Below are 20,229 nucleotides of genomic sequence, written 5' to 3'. Positions count from 1 at the left end.
ATTTTCTTTTAAAGCTTTTTTTATTCCGGCAGATAATCTGGCCGAACTGGCGAAAATGTTTCCAGCACAATGGAATCTTCAAGAATTTCCACTTCATGTTCAACGTTTTCCGGAATGCTCCAGGCGTCACCGGGATGGGCCATTTGCCATTTATTCCCTATTCTGAAATTCAGTTTTCCTGAAACAAGTGTTCCTGTTTGTTCATAGGGATGACTGTGAGAAGGTAGCCTGTGACCTTTTGCAAGTTTAAATTCGCAGAGATTTGTCTTTTCACCAAAAGCCAGCGGGCGCATTTCAACACCTTTCATGAGCTGGCGGGAATCGTATGTATTTCTTTTTGTAAACATAAAAGTTAAACGTAATCCATTACCCTGCCAGCAATCTGCAGTAATGAAATTTCTGCCAGTTTAGTCTGAAACTTTACCGAGATAAGCCGTTCCTCGGCATCGAGCAGGCTTTTTTGCACCTCGCGCAGTTCCAGTCCCGACAAAGCGCCCAACCGGTAACGTTCCAGTGCAATTTCCAGGTTTTCGCGGGCCACATCCAGGTTTTGCTCTTCCATTTGCACCAGGCGCAGGTTGTTTTCATATGCATAATAAACCGTCAGCAATTCAGCTTTAATATCCTGCTCAATTTCCTGATAGCGGTACATCCGGTTTTCAACTTCAATTAAAGCGTTTGTTTTTTCGCGCCGGCGGTTAAACCCGTTAAAAATATCCATGCCAAGGGTAAGTCCGTAATTGAATGTTCGGGTTTGCTGGTTGGAAAGTGCCAGTTCCCCGTAATCGCTAATGGTTCCGGTGCCGTAACCGCGGTAAGCGTAATTATACCCAGACGAAAGGTTTAAATAGGGATATGAGCGTGAAGAAATAATTTTATGATCCAATTCAGAGATGACCTGATTTTTTTGAGCTATCTGCAAACTGGTGTTAAAATCGAGGGTCAATTCCAGTAACTCTTCATAAAGCAAATCGGAATTAAAAACGATAGATGTATCGAGCAGAACAATATCAGTCTCCAGGTTTTCCAGTGCCATTAGTTTTTTAAGTCGCACAGCCGATTCAAGTATGGCTTCGTTTTGACGGGCAAGCCGCGAACTGTCAGCATTCAGATAAACAATGGACTGCAACAGTTCAAGTTTGGAAGAGGCGCCTAAAAGATATCGTTCTTCATCAATCCGCACCCGCTCTCTTGAAAGTGAAACAGCGTACTCCATATTGTTGAAGTAATTAAGCTGCTGAATATGATAATAATATTCGGCTACAATTTGTGCCACGAGATTTTCCATCGACATTTGGGTATTCAATTCCCCCATTTGTTTCAGTTCATTGAGTTTCTGATAAGAGGTCTGAATATTAAATCCGCGAAACAAAGGCATGTCCAGATTTAATGCCGCTGTACCAGTGGTATTATAAACACCGGTTGAAACCTTTTGCGTACCGTCGTTCATGTTTTGGGTGGTAGAAGTTAAATTTCCTCCAAAACGGTTTGTTGTGGTAACCGATGGTAAAAATCCTGCATTGCCGCGGGTGTAATTGTTACCTGCAATTTCTTCCTGGTTGCGGGCCACTTTTACTGAAAAATTTTGTTCCAGGCCGGTCACCACACAACGGCTGAGGTCATAAACTTCCTGAGAATAAATAATACCAGGAGAAATCAAAAGGAGAATAACCGGAATTAAAATTTTTAGTTTATGCAGGTTGTTCATTTTTATCAGGAGTATTCGCATTTTCACTTATATTTTTTGATTCGCTTGAAATAAAGAGATAAATTCCAGGTACAACGTACAATGTCAGGAAAGTTGCAATCAGCAAACCTCCAACTACGGCAGTACCCATGGCAACACGGCTTTGGGCGCCTTCACCAAACCCCAATGCCAGGGGCATAATTCCAAGTATGGTTGACAAACTGGTCATAAGAATTGGCCGGAAACGAGCTGCCGAAGCAAATTTAATCGCTTGAAATTTTGTCATTCCGGCAAGTTTACGTTGGTTGGCAAATTCAACAATTAAAATTCCGTTTTTGGAAACCAGCCCGATGAGCATGATAATTCCAATCTGGCTGAAAATATTCATGGTAATATCGAAATACCACATAAACAGCAGGGCGCCGGTTAACGCAAGCGGAACAGTCATCATTACAATGATGGGGTCTTTAAAGCTTTCGAACTGGGCAGAAAGCACCAGAAAAATAAGCACAATGGCCAAAACAAAAGCAAACATCAGGCTCGAAGAACTTTCCATAAAATCTTTGGAATCACCGTCGAGTGCAGTCCTGAACGAATCGTCAAGCACTTTGTCCCGAATTCTGTCCATTTCCTCAATTCCCTGGCTAATGGTTGTGCCGGGTGCAAGGTTGGCCGAAATGGTTGCCGAAACAAAGCGGTTGTATCTGTAAAGTTCCGGCGGAGCTGTCGATTCTTTAAGGGTAACAAAATTATCGAGCTGAACCATTTCACCTTTGTCGTTTCTAACGTAAAGCGATTTCAAATCGAGAGGTTTGTTCCTGTCTTGCCGGTGTAATTCGCCCAAAATCTGGTACTGCTTTCCGTTCATAATAAAATAACCGAAACGTTGTCCGCTGAGCGCCAGTTGTAGTGTTTGCCCAATATTTTGCGTGGAAACACCCAACAGGTTAGCTTTGTCGCGGTTAATTTCAATCTGCAATTCTGGTTTGGTGAATTTCAGGTTGACGTCGGGCATTACATATATGGGATTGTTGTTCACTTCGGCCATAAATTCAGGCAATACCTCTCTTAATTTGTCAATTGTAGGAGCCTGAATAACATATTGAATTGGCGGCCTGGCGCGCCTTCCGCCAAAGGTTGACTGTTGAACCACGGTAGCTCTGGCTTTTGTTTTTTTCCTGAGTTCGGTGGTCAGTTCGTTGGCAATCTCCTGCTGTGAACGATCCCTGTTATCGGGGTGGGTAAGCACCACCCGCACAAATGCCCAACTTCCTCGCACCAGTGTGGTAATATTTTCTCTCTCTGGAATAACATCCTCAACCAATTTTGCAATATCTTCAACATAGTCGTAGTTGAATTCGTAAGTTGCTCCTTCAGGCGAGGTAACCCGCGCACTCATTTGCGAACGGTCTTCAAGCGGGGCCATTTCAGCAGGAATAATTCGCCATAAACTGTAAATCAGTACGAAAGAACCTAATAAAATAAGAATTGAAAGGTATTTTCTTTTCAAAAATCCTTCCAGAGAGTTTTTGTATGCATTATTAAGCCTTACAAAATATTTTTCAGACCAGTTGTAAAACCGATTGTGCTTTTGCCTCGATTTCAGCAGTTTGGTAGAAAGCATTGGCGTAAAAGTAAGAGCAACAAACGATGAAATCATAACTGCTCCTGCAATTACTATACTGAATTCGCGGAAAAGTCTTCCGGTCATTCCTTCAAGAAAAACAATAGGAAAGAATACGGCAACCAGTGTAATTGTTGTGGCAATGATGGCGAAAAATATTTCGTTCGAGCCTTTTATTCCCGCTTCAAGCGGGGTCATTCCCTGTTCAATTTTCACATAAATATTTTCCATCATTACAATGGCATCGTCAACCACAAGCCCAATGGAAAGAACAATAGCAAGCAGGGTAAGCACATTAATGGTAAATCCGGCAAGGTACATGATGAAAAATGAACCGATAAGCGAGACGGGAATAACCAAAATGGGGATTATGGTAGTGCGCCAGTCGCGCAAAAAGAAAAAGATAATTACCACCACAAGAAAAAATGCGAGATAAATGGTGGTTTGAACTTCGCTGATGGATGAACGAATATATTTGGTGTTATCAAATCCGATTTCAATTTCTACATCGTCTGGGAGGTCTCTTTTAATGAATTCCAGCCGCTGGTAAACATCATCCACAATATCAATATGGTTTGCACCGGGTTGTGGAATAATTATGGTGGCAATCATTGGAATGTCGTTCATCTTCATAATTCCCCGTAAATCTTCCGGACTCAGTTCGGCACGTCCAATGTCCCGAACGCGGACAAGCTGGTCGCCCGACTGTTTAAGAATCAGGTTATTAAATTCCTGCGGTGTGGTCATTAACCCGAGTGTGCGAATAGTCAGTTCTGTTGTATTTCCTTCAATACTTCCTGCCGGAAGTTCCACATTTTCGCGCATAATAGCATTTCGCACATCAAGCGGAGTCATTTGGTAACCTGCAAGTTTGGCCGGATCGAGCCAAATACGCATGGCATACCGTTTTTCGCCCCAAATGCCTACTGAACTCACTCCTGAAACAGTTTGCAATTGTTCCTTGAAAGTGAGCTCTGCAATTTCCGAAAGCCCGAGCAACGAGCGTTTCGGACTTTTTATAGCAATCATCATGATAGGCTCGGAATCTGCATCAGCTTTTGAAACAGTTGGCGGATCGCAGTCTCGTGGCAGATACCGCTGAGCCTGAGAAACTTTGTCACGTACATCGTTGGCGGCGGTTTCAAGGTCAACCGACAACTCAAATTCCACACTTATCCGGCTGCTTCCCTGGCTGCTGCTGCTGGTCAGGGTTCGAATTCCCGGAATCCCATTAATTGATTGTTCAAGCGGTTCGGTAATCTGAGATTCAATAACATCGGAGTTTGCACCCGGATAAGAGGTACTTACAGAAATAATGGGCGGATCGACGCTGGGAAATTCTCTCACTCCCAGGAAAGTCATTCCAATGGCGCCAAAAAGCAAAATGACCAGGGAAAATACCGTGGCCAGTACCGGACGTTCTATGCTGACGGATGAAAGACTCATTGAATTTCGTTTACTAAATGTTGGTTTGTAACTAAAGTATCAAGCTGAACAGGAAGATCGTCTCTTAGCTGAAGAGTTGCAGAAGTGAGCAACGTATCCCCAAAATTCAATCCTGTTCTGATTTGAATATGTGACTCTGTTCGCAATCCTGTCGTAACTTTTCTTTCGCGGGCTTTTCCATTGCTAAAAATAAAAACTTTTTCTCCTTCCATTTCAGGAATTAAAGCTTCGGTGGGAATGGAAACGGCGTTTTCAATTTCCGAAAGCCTTGCCCTTACACTGGCAAACCGGCCCGGTTTCAATTCTTCGTTCGTATTCGGATAAAGCGCCCGAGCTACAATGGTACGCGTATTCATATCCACTTTGGGGTCGATGGCATAAACCTGAGCTTCAAATGATTTTGGAATTCCATCAATGTCAAATGAAATGGAAAACCCCGGTGTTACCTCGCCTGCATATCTTTCAGGGATGGAAAACTCGATTTTCAGCGGTCGTGTTTTCACCAGTCTTACAATTTTAGTTTGTGTAGTGGCAAAAGCGCCTTCAGAAATCATTCGCAAGCCTACTATTCCGTCGAAAGGAGCACGTAGTTCGGTTTCGGCAATTCGGGCTTCTATGAGCATAATGTCTGCTTCAATCGATTGTAGTTCAGTTGCCACCTGGTCGTAACTTTCGCGGCTGATGGCATCCCGGTCCAACAATTGTCGTTGCCTGAATTCACGTTCCTGGACAAGTTTCTGTTGTGCCTGTAATTTTAACAATTGTGCCTGCAAGGGTCTGTCATTTATTTTGGATAGTAATTCGCCCTTCTTCACTCTTCGGCCTTCATCAAAATAAAGGCCTACCACTTTACCTGAGGTTTCAAAAGCCAGGTCAACTTCCTCATCGGGAAGTAATGAGCCGGTACTGTAAATCATTTCGTTCATTTTGGTGGGAACCAAAACATAACCGCTTGCAAACAACGGTTGCTGTCCTCCGCCCATTCCACGCATTCCAGGTTGTGTACCGCTCCCCTTTTCTGAACTGAACATCGGTTTTAATTTCGGGTAAAATATAATTCCTGCCAACACCAATGTCAGGATAACTGTTATGGAAACTCTGAAAATATTTTTACTTGCCACGTCCTTAAATTGTTAAATAAATTTTAATATGGTTTTTTCTTTTCTAAGCTGGTTAGACTGATAAAGTATTAAAAGGTTAAATCAGCGAAACGCCAAATTTAAAAAAATGTTTTTGTAATTATTCCGTTTTTACAGCAACCTCTCCAATCATCTCCTCCAAAATATACCCTGCAGTTTCCACATTCGGTACATTGGAGAAAGTGAGTGTGAGTTTATGATTTCGCTCACGCATCTGTCCTTTGGTTTTGCCTTGCTGAATGTATTGTACGATTTTCAGAAACAGCGCAGACTGGTAAAACGGCGACTGCTGGTCGGAAATAAAATAGCAAATCATTTTGCCTTCTTTCAGAATTATTTTTTCCATGCCCAGTTCAATGGCTTTCCAGCGGAGTTTCACCACTTCGAGCAGTTCGCGGGTTTCCGGGGGAAGTTCACCAAACCGGTCTTCCAGTCCGCCGCGGAATTGTTCCAGTTGTTTTCCGTTTTCAATGTTATCCAGTTCACGGTAAAGCAGCATCCGTTCAGAGCTTCCGGGAATGTAATTTTGCGGGAACAGCAGTTCCATGTCGGTATCGATTTGGCAATCCTGCGTAAATTTAATATTAATAAAAGCTTGTGCTTGTTTCTGATCATGCTCTTTGAAAACGCCCTTGAACTCTTCCTGCCGTAGTTCCTGAACCGCTTCGTTGAGTATGCGGTGGTAGGTTTCAAACCCGATGTCGGCAATAAAGCCGCTTTGTTCGGCGCCCAGCAGATTTCCGGCCCCGCGGATATCGAGGTCTTGCATGGCAATGTTGAAACCACTGCCCAAATCGGAAAATTCCTCAATAGCTTTGAGTCTTCGTCTGGCTTCGGAACTAAGGGTTGACAGCGGCGGTGTAATCAGGTAGCAGAATGCTTTTTTATTGGAACGCCCCACCCTACCCCGCAACTGGTGCAGGTCACTCAGTCCGTAGTTTTCGGCATGGTTGATAATCATTGTGTTGGCATTGGGAATGTCAAGTCCCGACTCGATGATGGTGGTTGCCACCAGCACATCGTAATCGCCGTTAATAAAACCCAGCATCACTTTTTCCAGTTGGTGACCTTCCATCTGGCCGTGACCAACAGCGGTTGAAACGCCCGGCACAATCCGTTTGATGGTGTTTTCTACCTCAATAATGTTTTGTACCCGGTTATGAATAAAAAACACCTGTCCGTTGCGTGCCACTTCATATAAAATGGCCTCACGGATGAGCTGCTCGTTAAATCCGTGCACCTCGGTAATAATGGGATAACGGTTGGGCGGCGGCGTTTGAATGATGGACAAATCGCGGGCGCCCATCAGCGAAAACTGCAAAGTTCGCGGAATGGGCGTGGCAGTCAGTGTTAATGTATCCACATTTACTTTCAACCGTTTCAATTTTTCTTTTACCGAAACCCCAAATTTCTGCTCCTCGTCGATAATAAGCAGTCCCAGGTCTTTGAATTTTACATCTTTGCTCACCAGCCTGTGTGTACCGATTAGGATGTCCACTTTCCCGGAAGCCACGTCGGCAAGGGTTTGTTTTATTTCGGCAGCAGATTTAAACCGGCTAATATATTCCACACGCACCGGAAAATCGGAAAGCCGTTCCGAAAATGTTTTGTAGTGCTGCAATGCCAGAATGGTAGTTGGTACCAGCACCGCCACCTGCTTGCTGTCGGTTACGGCTTTAAACGCTGCCCGGATGGCCACTTCGGTTTTACCGAAACCCACATCGCCGCAGACCAGCCTGTCCATGGGTATTAGTTTTTCCATATCTTCCTTCACGGCAGTGGTGGCTTTTTCCTGGTCGGGCGTGTCTTCGTAAATGAATGAAGCCTCCAACTCGGTTTGCAGGTACGAGTCGGGCGAAAAGGCGAATCCTTTTTCGGCCAGACGTTCGGCATACAGGGAAATCAACTCTTTGGCAATGTCTTTCACCTTATCCTTGGTGCGGTTTTTCATTTTTTGCCAGGCGCCGGTGCCCAGTTTGTTCAGTGTGGGTTCGGATCCATCCTTCCCTTTGTATTTTGAAATGCGGTGAAGCGAGTGAATGTTCACCAGCAGCGAATCGTTGTTTTTGTAAACCAAACGAATAGCTTCCTGCATTTTGCCGTTGGTTTCGGTGCGAACCAGCCCGGCAAATTTCCCAATACCGTGATCGATGTGTACTACGTAATCGCCGGGGTGCAGCATACTCAGCTCCTTCATGGAAATGGCTTCGCGCTGGGCTTTCCGGGTTTTCAGTTTAAACCGGTGGTAGCGTTCAAAAATCTGGTGGTCGGTGTAGCAGCAAATTTTCAGGTCGTGATCCACAAAACCTTCGTGTAGCGTAAAATATACCGGTTTGAAATGCACGGTTGCTTTAATGTCGCGAAAAATAGCCTGCAACCGTTCTATTTGCTTTTCCTGGTTCGAAAGAACAAAAACCTCGTATCCATCGTTTTGGTGTTCTTCCAGATTTTCGCCCAGTAAATTGAAATTTTTATTGAAAACCGGCTGACGGGCGTAAGAGAATTTAAAAATCGAATCCGGTTCGAAACAAAGGTCGGTGCCCCAGTCGCAAACGGTTTTGGGTTGCAGTTGTTTTTTTAATGTATCGCCTGTAACAATTCTCTCCGGCAAATTTTCCTCTTCGGCTTTGGCCAGAATGGTCTGCCGGTGCACATCGTTTACCTGGTGAAAACACTGATTCAGGTTGTCGCCAAAATAAAGTGTATTTTCAGGAAGAAACTCAAAAAGCGAAACCCGGCTGCCTTCCAGTTTTTCGTTTTGAATGTTGGGGATTATGGTTATCTTTTGGAACGTTTCCTTTGAAATCTGATTGTCTATATTGAAACTGCGGATGGATTCCACCTCGTCGCCAAAAAAGTCGAGTCGGTAAGGATCTTCGTTAGAGTAGGAAAAAACATCCACAATACTTCCTCTCACCGCAAACTGGCCGGGTTCATAGACAAAATCCACCCGCTCGAAACCGTATTCATACAAAAATTCGTTAATAAACTCGATGGAAATTTTATCGCCGGTGGCTACCTGTAAGGTGTTTAACTCCAGGTTAGTTTGCGAAATCACGGTTTCAATCAGCGCTTCGGGGTAAGTGACCACTATGTTAGTGGTTTCGTTGTCGCGCAACTTGTTTAGCGTTTCGGTCCTCTGGACAATGTTTTCCTGCTCAGGCTGACCGTATTGAATGGAGCGTTTGTACGATGACGGAAAAAACAGAGTGATTTCCCCAAGTCCCAGGTTATTCAGGTCGTTGAAAAAATAGGCGGCTTCTTCTCGGTCGTTGAGCAACAGTAACATGTTTTGGTTGAGTGCCTGATACAGATTGGCTGTTAAAATGGTTTTGGCAGAGCCAATAATTCCGTGCAGGTGGATTTTTTCACCCGGGGGGGCAGCGAGTTTTTTTGCCAGTTCGGCAAAATGTTTCTGCCCCTTAAAGTATTTGAGAAACGTTACAGGTTCCAAATTTCTCGGAAAATTTTGGCAAAAATAAGAAGAATGGATGAAAAGGTGACTGATGTGCTCATTTTGTTTGGGTTGAAGAAAAAAAACAAAATGTGACCACGTGTAGATAAAACACTATTTGCACGTGTATTGAATTTGTATTAAATTTACACTATAAAATTCACTAATTGGAGGAGTGTTAAATGAATACAAAACTGACACTGACTATTGAGCAGTCAGTTATTGAGAAAGCCAAAAAATATGCCTCAGAAAAAGGAAGAAGTCTGTCTGATATTATTGAGAACTACCTGAAAGTGATTACGAAAGAAGAAGAAAAAAAGGATATTGAATTAACACCATTGGTAAAATCATTAAAAGGGTCTTTTAAAGCTCCCAAAAACTTCGATTATAAAAGTGAAATTTCAAAAAATCTTGCAAAGAAATACCTTTAAATAATGAAAAGAGTTCTTGTTGATACCGATGTTATTCTGGATTTCTTTTTTGACAGAAAACCTTTTTCAGATGAAGCTGCCAGAATTTTGGCTCTTTGTGAATCAGGAGACATTGCAGGATATGTAACTTCTGTAATTATAAGCAATGTTTATTATTTGCTGAGACAAACTGCCCGGCATCAAAAAGTTATCGAAAAACTTAATCAATTGATTTCCATAGTAGAAGTCCTGATCACTGACAAAGAAATAATAAAAACAGCTCTCAGTTCAAGTTTCAAAGATTTTGAAGACGCTTTGCAAAACTACTCTGCTGAAATAAGTGGGGATATTGATGTTATTATTACCCGGAATATCAAGGATTTTAAAAACAGCAGGTTAGGAGTAATGACTCCGGAGAATTACTTAAAAATAAAGATTGCAGAACAGAAATGAACTCAACCTCATCTAAAAAAGACCTCCCCAAATTCGGAATTGCCCTGAGCGGTGGTGGGGCACGCGGAATTGCACACATTGGCGTTTTCCAGGCACTGGAAGAATTTGGAATTAAACCGCAAGTGGTTTCCGGTACCAGCATGGGCGCTATTGTTGGCGTATTTTATGCCGCCGGCTATTCCCCCAAAGAAATGTTAAAAATTCTGGTGGAGCGTAAATTCCATAAAATGATTAACTGGCACAGGCCGTTCAGCGGATTAATTGATATTGGACAAGTGAAAAAAGTAATGGCCGAAATGATTGGGGATGATGACTTTTCCTCGCTTAAAATGCCGTTTTACTGTGCCGTTACCAACCTGAACAGCGGCCTGGAAGAGATTAAATCGGAAGGAAAATTGTTTCAGTGGGTGATGGCGTCTGCCTCCATTCCCGTGGTTTTTGAACCGCAGATTATTGACGGACAAACTTATGTTGACGGCGGTTTGCTAAACAACCTGCCTGCCGAAGCCATCCGCGAAAAATGCCAGGTTTTAATTGGCGTTCATGTAAACCACAACGGGCCAGAGGAAGAGGTAAAGGGATTGAAAGCCATTGCCGAACGCGCTTTCAGGCTGGGCATTGCGCAAAATGTGGAGGACAGCAAACGCATTTGCGATTTTGTAATTGAACCGCCTGAGGCACGAAATTACAGCACCTTTGCCTTCAATAAAGTTGAAGAAATTTACCAGGTGGGTTACGATACCACGGTGAAACAAATTATGAAACTTTTTGAAGACATAGATTTGGAAAAAGTAAGGGAACTGAAAAAAAATAAAAAGGAAGATAGCTGATACCATAGGCTGAGGTATCAGCTATCAACTTTAATGAGAATACCTGGAAATGATTTGGCAGAATTGTAGTCTGCAATTCCGGGCAAAACATTACCGATTTAAAACCTACAGTTCCCTGACGTTAAGATTCCGCCATTTCACTTTAATCCCTCCACCGGAATGAATCTGCAGAGCAATAGAACCTTTTCCTTCAGCAATTTTTTCGTCGTTAATGTCAACCATTTGCTGACCGTTAAGCCAGGTAGTAACATGTCCGCCCTCAGCGCGGATTTTTAATTTGTTCCATTCACCCATTTTCAGGATATCTTCCTTTTCATCGGGGATTTGAACCAGCCAGCCGCGTCCGTACGATTCGTAAATTCCGCCGGTATCGTGGTTTGGCGGCGCCACTTCCACCTGCCAGCCGCTCACTTTGGTGCCTTCAAAAGTAGAACGGAAAAACACACCGCTGTTGCCGTCGGCTTCCTGTAAAAATTCCACTTCCAGTTCAAAATCATCGTAAAATTTTTCGGTGGAAAGGTATCCGTATTCAGCATCCGGTCCGCTTTCGCATATCAACAGTCCATCTTCCACATACCATTTTTCGGTACCGTGAATTTTCCAGCCATCGAGGTTCTTCCCGTTAAACAACGATTTCCATTCGCCGTTGCCGGCAAAAACAGTAGCGTTTAAAAAAACAGCCAGCAATAATAATCCTAACTTATTCATATTCAATATATTTTAATATTATTAGTTTCCTCCTCCAAGTTCCTTTTTCAGCAAATTCACATTATTCTGCAAACGGGTAATGGTTTCATCTTTTTCATTTAATTGACTTTTAAGGGTATTTATTTCTTCTCTCAAATTTACAAGTTGTTGTTCCAGGCCGGCCCGTTCCTTCTCTCCTCTCTCTTTTTCCCGTTCCAGCGAAGCTATTTGGTCGGTAAGTGCATTAATACGAACATTCCGGTCGCTAAGCGTATTGCTCTGACTGGACATTTCTTTTTCCAATCCGGCAATTTGCCGTTCCAGCGAGCGTATGGTGTTTTCCCTTTCCTGTAAGGTTTCAGAAAGCCGTTCGCGTTCAAAACCATAGGTAAAATTTCTTTCCTGAAGTGATTCTTGTTGTTCCTGGAGTTGATCATTTAAACCCGCAATTTCTTTATTCAGGTTATCGATGTACTGATCTTTTTCCGCGTTACTTTCCATCAGTTCATTTTTCATGGTTTCAAAATCAGCAATCATGGCTTTTATGCGATCTGCACGTGCATTATTTTCAGATGTAAGCTCCCGAACCTGCTCTTCAGCCTGCAAACGGCCATTTTCCATTTCGGTAAATTTCTTTTTCGAAACACAGGAACTGAAAAATATAGAAAACGTAGCAAAAAAAATTATCAATTGTTTTGGATTCATATTTTTTGATTTTGAGCAAATATAACAAATAATAAAACGGTATTGTAACGTTATTATTGAAGCGGGTAATATCATTTTATTACTTTTAGTGCAAAATTTAAAACAATGAACAGATACTTTCTCATATTGCTTTCGCTGGTTTTCTCTTATTCTGTATGGGCACAAACTGACACACGGGTTGCCCAAAACATTAAAGGAAAGGTGATTAATCTAATTACCAACGAAGCAGTTGCCTATACAAACATTGGAATTGAAGGCACTTTTTACGGAACGGCCAGTGATGCTGACGGAAATTTCGAACTTAAAATTCCTGAGGAGATGGTATCCAAAAAAATCTATTTTTCATCTCTGAGCTTTATGAACGATACCTTCCCGGTCAGTTCTCTTTTCGAAAAAGAATTTAACATTATAAAACTGGAACCTCAGTCGTATGATATTGAAAACATAGATGTTGCTGCACAATCCCGCGTACTTTTACGGATTTTAAGAATGGCATCTGAAAATACACCCTACAACTTTTTGGGTGGACCGTTTAATTTGGCCTGTACGTTTGAAAATGAAAAAACTATTGATGACACCACAAACGTTTCCGAAAAAGCCAGAGTGATGATTTACGATCGGAATGGTTACCGGCAGCCCTCAAAAACGGATGCATTTAAAATGCGCAAGTACGAAATAACCAAACAAAATCCGGATTACAGTTTTGCCACCGGAACAACCAATTTCGATGAGTTGCTCGAACTCGATTGGGTGCGGTCTGCAACTTCGGTTTTGAATCCGGCCATTATAAACCAGTTTGAGTTGGCACTCCAAGACGAGACCGAATTGGATGGCAGTCCGGTTTGGGTTATTTCTTTTAATCAGGAAGAACCTACACTTGCCGGATCACAAGACTTCCATGCCACTTCTTTTGAAGGGAAGATTACCATTTCCAAAGAAGATTATTCGGTTAAAAAGATTGAAGGTTCAGGTGTTTCCGAAAAGCACAACCGTCAGGGAAAATCATTGGCAGTGGGTAATTCCAATACCAATTTCTATGAAAATGTGGTGTACGATTTTGAAATAACCTTTGCTAATCTTGTTCCGCAGGAAATCTCTTTGAACAAAAATTACAGGTTCAACGGACAAAAAATAGAAGAAAGTTCACGTTTAATCGTTGAGCAGGTGCAAACTGCCAGCGTAAAAGAAATTACTTCGAGAGATTATTTCGCCGAATGATTATTTTTCGGCTTTAAAAAGTTCATCTTCTGTAACTACCTTAACAGCAATACTGTCCTTTAACGTTTTGCTGATGGCATTGTAAGGCGCAACAATAACTTCATCACCCTCACCAAGGCCTTCGGTAATTTCAATGCTCACGTTATCCTGAATGCCGGTTTTTACCGGAAGCTGCCATGCACGGCCATCTTTGTGAAGAAAAACCACTTCGGTTCGTTCGTCGGTTTTAGATAGTCCGGATTCGATTCCGGCAGTTAGTTCTTCCTCTGTTTTTTCATCCAATACGCGGGTGGTAACGGCGGCAATGGGCACCGAAATCACATTTTCGCGGGTGTTGGTTAAAATATCCACCGTGGCCGACATTCCGGGACGAAACGGATATAATTTCCGCGAAGTTGAATCGATTAAATCGGCATACGATTCGTGTAAAAGCAAAACCTTCACATCGAAATTTGTCACCTGATCGGCAGTTGTGCCGGAAACCTTTGCAGAGTTGGCAATTTCAGTCACTACTCCTTTAAACTTCCGGTTGAGGTAAGCATCAACTTCAACGAGTGCAGTATCATTCAAAGTTACTTTTACAATATCATTTTCATTCACTTCAGCCTGAACTTCCATTCGGTCGAGGTCGGCTACAACCATCATTTCGGTACCAATCATCATACTGGTACCTACCACACGTTCGCCTTTTTCCACATTCAAGGCAGAGATGGTTCCCGGAATAGGTGCAAAAATGCGGGTTTTAATTAGCTGTTCCCGTGCTTCTTCTACCGAAGCCTCGGCACTTTTTACTGAAAATTCAGCCGCGCGCACTTCTGACTGGGCAACTTTAAAGGCTGCTTCGGCCGATTCAAATTCTGAAACAGGGATGGTGCTGGTATCAAACAGTTGTTTTGCCCGCTTAAATGCCAGTTCGCGTTCAATTTGCTGGGCTTCGGCTTGTGCCAGTCTGGCCTTTGAAGAATTTAATGAAGCTTCTGCCCGGTTCAATGCCGAAATGTACATATCGGGTTTAATAACGCACAACGGATCGCCTGCCTTTACCTGGTCTCCTTCAGCAACATAAAGTTCAATTATTTCGCCGGAAACATCGGGACTGATTTTCACTTCGGTTTCGGGCTGAATTTTACCGTTGGCGGTTATAAATTCTGTAATGGTCTTACTTTCCACTTTTTGAGTAGCAATACTAATGGCGAATTCCTCTCCAATCCAGCCGGCTTTTTTGCCAACAACAAGAAAAACAACAATTAAAACCAGAAGTACGATGGCAATGGGCAACAGTTTTTTCTGTTTCATTTTACGCAATTTTGTTTCATTGGTAAAACAAGTTACAGAAAAATTACACTGTTGCAGGCAAATAAAAACATTACTCTTTTACAAGCATTCGGGCTGTAAGCCGGCTGTGCTGTTCCAGGTAAATGTCTTTTTCCTTTACCATCCAGTCGAGCACCTCTTCGGTGTAGTGTCTGATGGTAATCAGCGTTAGTCCGGTATTGTAGCGTAACGTGTAGTAAGGTGACAATTCCTGCATCAGCCAGTCCCAGTCGGCCTCCTGACCGTCGAGAACCAGGTTCAGGTCGATAGCCGATTGTTGCATCAGGGTCACTTTCACCCGGTTTTCTATTAAAAAATTTACCACCCGGTCAATGTCTTCAATGCTGATGAAAGAAAAATCTTTAGGCGAAAGTGTGATAAGTACCTGGTGTTCGCGCAGGATAAAAATGGGCGGCAACTGAATTTTGTGATCAATTTCGTGAATAACTGTTCCCGCATCATCAGGAGCCAAAAAAGATTTCACATACAACGGAATACCTTTATTATGCAACGGTTTCATGGTTTTGGGGTGAATAATTTTCGCCCCCGAATGGGTCATTTCCACTGCTTCGCGGTAAGAGAGCGAATCTATTTTTGAAGTACCGGCCATCTTTTTAGGGTCGGCACTTAAAACACCGGGCACATCTTTCCAGAATGAAACACTTTCGGCATTTAAAACATTACCAATTATGGCCGCCGTAAAGTCAGAGCCTTCCCTGCCGAGTGTAGTCGTTATATTGGCCGGAGTTGAACCAATAAATCCTTGCGTAATGTATAAGTTATTGTCAATAAAAGTGAAGGTTTCCTTACAAAATTCTTCGGTCAGTTCCCAGTCGATGTTGGCATCGCGGTATAAATCGTCGGTTCGTATCACTGTTCTTGCATCAATCCACTGGTTAACCTTTCCGCTGGCATTCAAAAACTCACTTACAATGCATGTGGAAACCAGTTCTCCAAAGCAAATGATCTGGTCGTATTCAAAATTATAATCGAGCGATGGTTTTTTTTCAAGTTTCTCTTCCAGATCGTCAAACTGCTCCAAAACCAGTGCCGGTGTTTTCCCCTCACCAAAAAGCTGATTACAAATTTCGGTGTGGTAATTTTTGAATTCACTAAAAATCTCCCATTTACTATTATTTTTTTCAAAATAAGCCCTTACAAGGGTTTCCAGCAAATCGGTGGTTTTTCCCATGGCAGATATAACCACCACTAAATTCTCGTCATACCTGTTTAATATTTTCCCGAGATTCCTTACTGCATCGGCATTTTTTACAGAAGCCCCTCCAAACTTGAATACTTTCATTTTAATTCGTTTTGAAAATTTTAGCAAAATAAAGAATTATTACGAAACCCATTAATTCAATTTTCTCATTTCTGGTTGTTCAGTCAAAAAATAGTAATTTAGAGGTTTTTCTAATAATAACTTGGATTGACTATGGATATTTCAACAAAAGTAAAATTAAACAATGGTGTGGAAATGCCCTGGCTTGGGCTGGGTGTTTTCAGGGCCGAAGACGGACAGGAAGTTGAAAATGCCGTGGTGGCCGCATTAAAGCACGGCTACAGAAGCATTGACACAGCGGCTGTTTACGACAATGAAAAAGGAGTAGGTACTGGTATCAAGAACAGCGGAATTCCGCGTGAAGATATTTTTCTTACCTCGAAAGTATGGAACAGCGACCAGGGATACAAAACCACGCTGGAAGCTTTTGAAAAAAGTCTGGACCGGCTGCAGACCGACTTCCTCGATTTGTACCTCATTCACTGGCCCAAAGGAAAACTTTCGGTGGAAACCTGGAAAGCCATGGAAGAATTGTACGAAAAAGGGTTAATCAGAGCCATTGGTGTAAGTAATTTTCTGGTACACCACCTTAAGGAATTTTTACCTGAATGTAAAGTAGTTCCGGCAGTAAACCAGGTGGAATTTCATCCTGAACTCATTCAACCGGAATTGCTGGAATACTGCAAGGAAAAGGGAATTCAGCCCGAAGCCTGGAGCCCGATTATGAAGGGAAAAGTGTTGAACATTCCGGTGCTTCAGGCGCTGGCGGCCAAATACCAAAAAACTCCCGTGCAAATTGTGTTGCGCTGGGATATACAAAAAGGAGTGGTGACCATTCCCAAATCAGTGAAACCGCAACGAATCATTTCAAATTCAGATATTTTCGATTTTGAACTTACCGATGAAGACATGGCTAAAATAGACCGGCTGGACAAAAATCATCGCATTGGTTTCCATCCTGATCATATCCCCTTTTAAAAACCAAAAGATTAAAAACAACCGCAAAACCAACTAAATGAAGAACATTTTGTTTTTTGTGCTCCTGTTCTTTGTAATGGCAGGCAATTCCCAAATTCAAAAAAATAATCAAAGCCAGCTCACCATTGAGCAAATTATGCAGGCGCCTGAAAAATGGATTGGCGCTTCACCCGAGGAAATATTCTGGAGCGAAATAAACAACGCCATCTTTTTTAACTGGAACCCGAAACAGGACACGCTGGCTTCGTTGTACAGGTATTCGCTGAAATCGAAAAAGATTCAAAAAGTTCCGTTGAAAGAAAAAGTGAAAGTTTCTTCAGGTGGAAAATATAATTCAGACCGAACCAAAAAGGTGGTTGTCCGAAACGGAAATATTTTTTTACTCGATCTGCAAAAAGAAACAGAAAAACAACTCACCAACTGGCTGGAGCAAATTTCATCCGTGCAATTTGCGTTGGACGATACACACATTTCATTTATGAAAAATCAGAATCTGTTTGTTTTGAATCTGGAAAGCGGAACTATCAGGCAGGTAACGCATTTTGTAAATGAAGAAGAAAAAACAGAAAAGGAAAGCAAAGGCCAGGAGAAATGGCTTGAAAACCAGCAAATTGAACTTTTCGAGGTTTTAAAAGAAAAGAAAGCCAAAGAAAAAGCCAGGGAAAACCGGCGCGAACTGGAAAAACCAGAGCTACCCGAAAAAATATTTCTGGGAAAAAACAGGTTGCAAAGTGCATCGCTTTCACCAACGGGTAATTTTGTAATTTATACCACCGGCAAAAATTCACAGGAATTAACCAATACATCGGTTACACATTGGGTTACTGAATCGGGTTACACCGAAGAGAAAGGTGCCCGTGCCAAGGTTGGCAGCGCTGAAACAAAAGTGGAAATGAGCATTTTCGATGTCAAAAACAACCAAAAAATAAACATTAAAACTTCATCCATTCCCGGGCTCAAAGATTTGCCGGATTACCTTTCGGATTACCCGGAGAAAATGCCCCAAGACAGTTCGGAAATCAAAGAGCGGAAATTTAACCTGCTGGGGCCGGTTTGGAACGAAACCGAAGATTTGGCCGTGGTGGTAGCCCTGGCGCACGACAATAAAGACCGCTGGATTTTACTGCTCGACCCGGCAATCGGCACCATGGAACTGCTCGACCGCCAGCGCGACGAAGCCTGGATTGGCGGTCCCGGAATCGGGGGATGGGGATCATCAACCGGAACAATCGACTGGCTTTCTGACGGCAAATCGGTGTGGTTTCATTCCGAAGAATCGGGTTACTCCCATTTGTATGCAGTGAATATCGAAACCCAAAAGAAAAAAGCACTTACTTCCGGGAAATTTGAGGTCTTCGATGCGTTTCTTTCCAACGATAAAAAACACTTTTATTTTACCGCCAACAAAGTGCATCCCGGCGTAAAACATTTATACAAAATGCAGGTTGAAGGCGGCGAACTGACGCAAATTACATCCCTGGAAGGAAACAGTGATGTTAAACTTTCGCCCGATGAAAAGTACCTGGCCATCCGATACTCGTATGCCAACAAACCCTGGGAGTTGTACCTGCAGGAAAATAAACCGGGTGCTGCTGCAATTCAGGTTACACATTCTACCACGCCTGAATTTGATGAATACGACTGGCGCATTCCGGAGTTTATCACTTTCGAAGCGGAAGACGGAGCTGAAGTTCATGCGCGGCTTTACCGCCCTGAAAATCCGCAACCAAAAGGACCGGCAGTTATTTTTGTGCACGGCGCCGGGTACCTGCAAAACGCCCACAAATGGTGGAGTCAGTACTTCCGCGAATACCAGTTTCACAATTTTTTGGTGGATAATGGCTACACCGTGCTCGACATCGATTACCGCGGCAGTGCAGGCTATGGCCGCGACTGGCGCACAGGAATTTACCGGCACATGGGCGGCAAAGACCTTTCAGACCATGTGGACGGCGCAAAAATGCTGGTTGAGAAATATGACGTTTCACCAAATAGAATTGGAATTTATGGTGGTTCCTACGGCGGCTTTATTACACTGATGGCGATGTTTACCGAACCCGGTGTATTTGCTGCCGGAGCTGCTTTGCGTTCGGTTACCGACTGGGCGCACTACAACCACGGCTACACCTCCAACATTCTGAACACACCGGTGGAAGACAGCATTGCGTTTGTGCGCAGCTCGCCCATCTATTTTGCGGAAGGACTGCAGGGCGCTCTGCTGATGTGCCACGGCATGGTGGACGACAATGTGCAGTTTCAGGACATTGTGCGCCTCACACAACGCCTCATTGAACTGGGCAAGGAAAACTGGGAACTGGCCGTTTACCCGGTGGAACCGCACGCGTTTACCGAACCCACAAGTTGGGTGGATGAATACAAACGGATTTATAAGTTGTTTGAGGAGAATTTGAAAGAATAAGCAGGTAACAATATGTATTTTTTAACACTGAAAAATGGGTTTCACCTCAGCAAACAAAATATTGACAGAGTTGAATTTCGAGTTGATTTGAATTTGGTGGTATGAAATAGTTGAGGAGTACGGAGACACTTCACTATCAAGATATAACAAACCTTGAAGCGAAAGAAGAAGTTGAACAACAGCCTAATTAACAATGTCTTGTATCGCTGTTTTGCATAGTTGTTAATTTCGGTTTAACTGCTTTTAATAATTTAAATCCTCAGTTGACAATTCAGTCCAGACTAGCTTGACCATTTTTCAATCATACTTTTTACATCATCGTTTGAAATAGTTTTACCTTCATTCGATTGTATTATGCCTTCTTCAACCTTTTCAACAAATAATAATTGTTCGATAAGCTCATCTATTGTAAACGAATCAGGAAAATTGTCAATAGATTGTCGTACAGTATCTTTTGTCAATATATCTTTAATTGTAATTAAAAACGGGTGCAGTTCTCATATTACGCAGTTAATTTTGTATAATACCTTTCAGAAAATTCATTCCAAAATCCTTTCCACCTGTTGGATTTTACGACTGTTCT

At 42.7% G+C, this 20,229-nt stretch carries 16 protein-coding genes; 6 read left to right on the top strand and 10 right to left on the bottom strand.

What is annotated here, in order from left to right:
* Nucleotides 1–20 precede the first annotated feature (20 nt).
* From ACESMA_RS05390 to mfd, 5 genes are all read right to left on the bottom strand, one after another.
* Nucleotides 21–347: a cupin domain-containing protein gene (locus tag ACESMA_RS05390; protein WP_372947753.1), complete on the bottom strand. Its 327-nt coding sequence runs from the start codon at nucleotides 345–347 to the stop codon at nucleotides 21–23.
* A 5-nt stretch (nucleotides 348–352) separates the two neighbouring features.
* The gene (locus tag ACESMA_RS05385; protein ID WP_372947752.1) at nucleotides 353–1,708 is read right to left on the bottom strand and encodes a TolC family protein; all 1,356 of its coding nucleotides are present in this window, start codon (nucleotides 1,706–1,708) and stop codon (nucleotides 353–355) included.
* Nucleotides 1,692–4,757 carry an efflux RND transporter permease subunit gene (locus ACESMA_RS05380; protein WP_372947751.1) on the bottom strand — a complete coding sequence of 1,022 codons (3,066 nt, stop codon included), beginning with the start codon at nucleotides 4,755–4,757 and terminating at the stop codon, nucleotides 1,692–1,694. The genes ACESMA_RS05385 and ACESMA_RS05380 overlap by 17 nt, the downstream gene beginning before the upstream one ends.
* Entirely contained in the window at nucleotides 4,754–5,788 is a 1,035-nt protein-coding gene (locus tag ACESMA_RS05375) for an efflux RND transporter periplasmic adaptor subunit (protein ID WP_372947750.1), read from the bottom strand. The genes ACESMA_RS05380 and ACESMA_RS05375 overlap by 4 nt, the downstream gene beginning before the upstream one ends.
* A 208-nt stretch (nucleotides 5,789–5,996) precedes the next feature.
* Nucleotides 5,997–9,350, bottom strand: a complete 3,354-nt coding sequence (mfd, locus tag ACESMA_RS05370; RefSeq protein WP_372947749.1) for a transcription-repair coupling factor — start codon at nucleotides 9,348–9,350, stop codon at nucleotides 5,997–5,999.
* Nucleotides 9,351–9,532: 182 nt separating this feature from the next.
* Here mfd and ACESMA_RS05365 point away from each other — a divergent pair, with 182 nt between their 5' ends.
* Genes ACESMA_RS05365 through ACESMA_RS05355 form a run of 3 tightly spaced genes read left to right on the top strand, consistent with a single transcriptional unit; the run spans nucleotide 9,533 to nucleotide 11,043 of the window.
* Nucleotides 9,533–9,781, top strand: coding sequence for a DUF6364 family protein (locus tag ACESMA_RS05365; protein WP_372947748.1), 249 nt, complete (start codon nucleotides 9,533–9,535; stop codon nucleotides 9,779–9,781).
* A 3-nt stretch (nucleotides 9,782–9,784) separates the two neighbouring features.
* Entirely contained in the window at nucleotides 9,785–10,213 is a 429-nt protein-coding gene (locus ACESMA_RS05360; protein ID WP_372947747.1) for a type II toxin-antitoxin system VapC family toxin, read from the top strand.
* Nucleotides 10,210–11,043, top strand: a complete 834-nt coding sequence (locus ACESMA_RS05355) for a patatin-like phospholipase family protein (RefSeq protein WP_372947746.1) — start codon at nucleotides 10,210–10,212, stop codon at nucleotides 11,041–11,043. The genes ACESMA_RS05360 and ACESMA_RS05355 overlap by 4 nt, the downstream gene beginning before the upstream one ends.
* A gap of 105 nt (nucleotides 11,044–11,148) precedes the next feature.
* On the opposite strand, the gene ACESMA_RS05350 is transcribed toward ACESMA_RS05355, so the two are convergent.
* Both ACESMA_RS05350 and ACESMA_RS05345 read right to left on the bottom strand, forming a co-directional pair.
* Entirely contained in the window at nucleotides 11,149–11,751 is a 603-nt protein-coding gene (locus ACESMA_RS05350; RefSeq protein ID WP_372947745.1) for a DUF1080 domain-containing protein, read from the bottom strand.
* Nucleotides 11,752–11,772: 21 nt separating this feature from the next.
* Nucleotides 11,773–12,435: a hypothetical protein gene (locus tag ACESMA_RS05345; RefSeq protein WP_372947744.1), complete on the bottom strand. Its 663-nt coding sequence runs from the start codon at nucleotides 12,433–12,435 to the stop codon at nucleotides 11,773–11,775.
* Nucleotides 12,436–12,540: 105 nt separating this feature from the next.
* Here ACESMA_RS05345 and ACESMA_RS05340 point away from each other — a divergent pair, with 105 nt between their 5' ends.
* Nucleotides 12,541–13,653, top strand: a complete 1,113-nt coding sequence (locus tag ACESMA_RS05340; protein ID WP_372947743.1) for a carboxypeptidase-like regulatory domain-containing protein — start codon at nucleotides 12,541–12,543, stop codon at nucleotides 13,651–13,653.
* On the opposite strand, the gene ACESMA_RS05335 is transcribed toward ACESMA_RS05340, so the two are convergent.
* Together ACESMA_RS05335 and ACESMA_RS05330 are read right to left on the bottom strand one after the other, a co-directional pair.
* Complete coding sequence (locus ACESMA_RS05335; protein WP_372947742.1) at nucleotides 13,654–14,949, bottom strand: efflux RND transporter periplasmic adaptor subunit; 1,296 nt, start codon at nucleotides 14,947–14,949, stop codon at nucleotides 13,654–13,656. It lies immediately after the preceding gene.
* A gap of 70 nt (nucleotides 14,950–15,019) precedes the next feature.
* Nucleotides 15,020–16,270, bottom strand: coding sequence for an aspartate kinase (locus tag ACESMA_RS05330; protein WP_372947741.1), 1,251 nt, complete (start codon nucleotides 16,268–16,270; stop codon nucleotides 15,020–15,022).
* A 132-nt stretch (nucleotides 16,271–16,402) separates the two neighbouring features.
* On the opposite strand from ACESMA_RS05330, the gene ACESMA_RS05325 reads away from it, so the two are divergent.
* Together ACESMA_RS05325 and ACESMA_RS05320 are read left to right on the top strand one after the other, a co-directional pair.
* Nucleotides 16,403–17,227, top strand: a complete 825-nt coding sequence (locus ACESMA_RS05325; protein WP_372947740.1) for an aldo/keto reductase — start codon at nucleotides 16,403–16,405, stop codon at nucleotides 17,225–17,227.
* Between the two features lie 37 nt (nucleotides 17,228–17,264).
* Complete coding sequence (locus ACESMA_RS05320) at nucleotides 17,265–19,646, top strand: prolyl oligopeptidase family serine peptidase (protein ID WP_372947739.1); 2,382 nt, start codon at nucleotides 17,265–17,267, stop codon at nucleotides 19,644–19,646.
* A 281-nt stretch (nucleotides 19,647–19,927) separates the two neighbouring features.
* Here ACESMA_RS05320 and ACESMA_RS05315 read toward each other — a convergent pair whose 3' ends face one another.
* A complete protein-coding gene (locus ACESMA_RS05315; protein ID WP_372947738.1) occupies nucleotides 19,928–20,107 on the bottom strand; it encodes a hypothetical protein in 180 nt (59 codons plus the stop codon).
* Nucleotides 20,108–20,229 lie beyond the last annotated feature (122 nt).

This window comes from Mariniphaga sp. (assembly GCF_041687215.1).
Taxonomy (GTDB): Bacteria; Bacteroidota; Bacteroidia; order Bacteroidales; family Prolixibacteraceae; genus Mariniphaga.
The sequence above is the reverse complement of the archived record's forward strand: the minus strand, read 5'-3'. Positions and strand labels throughout refer to the sequence as shown.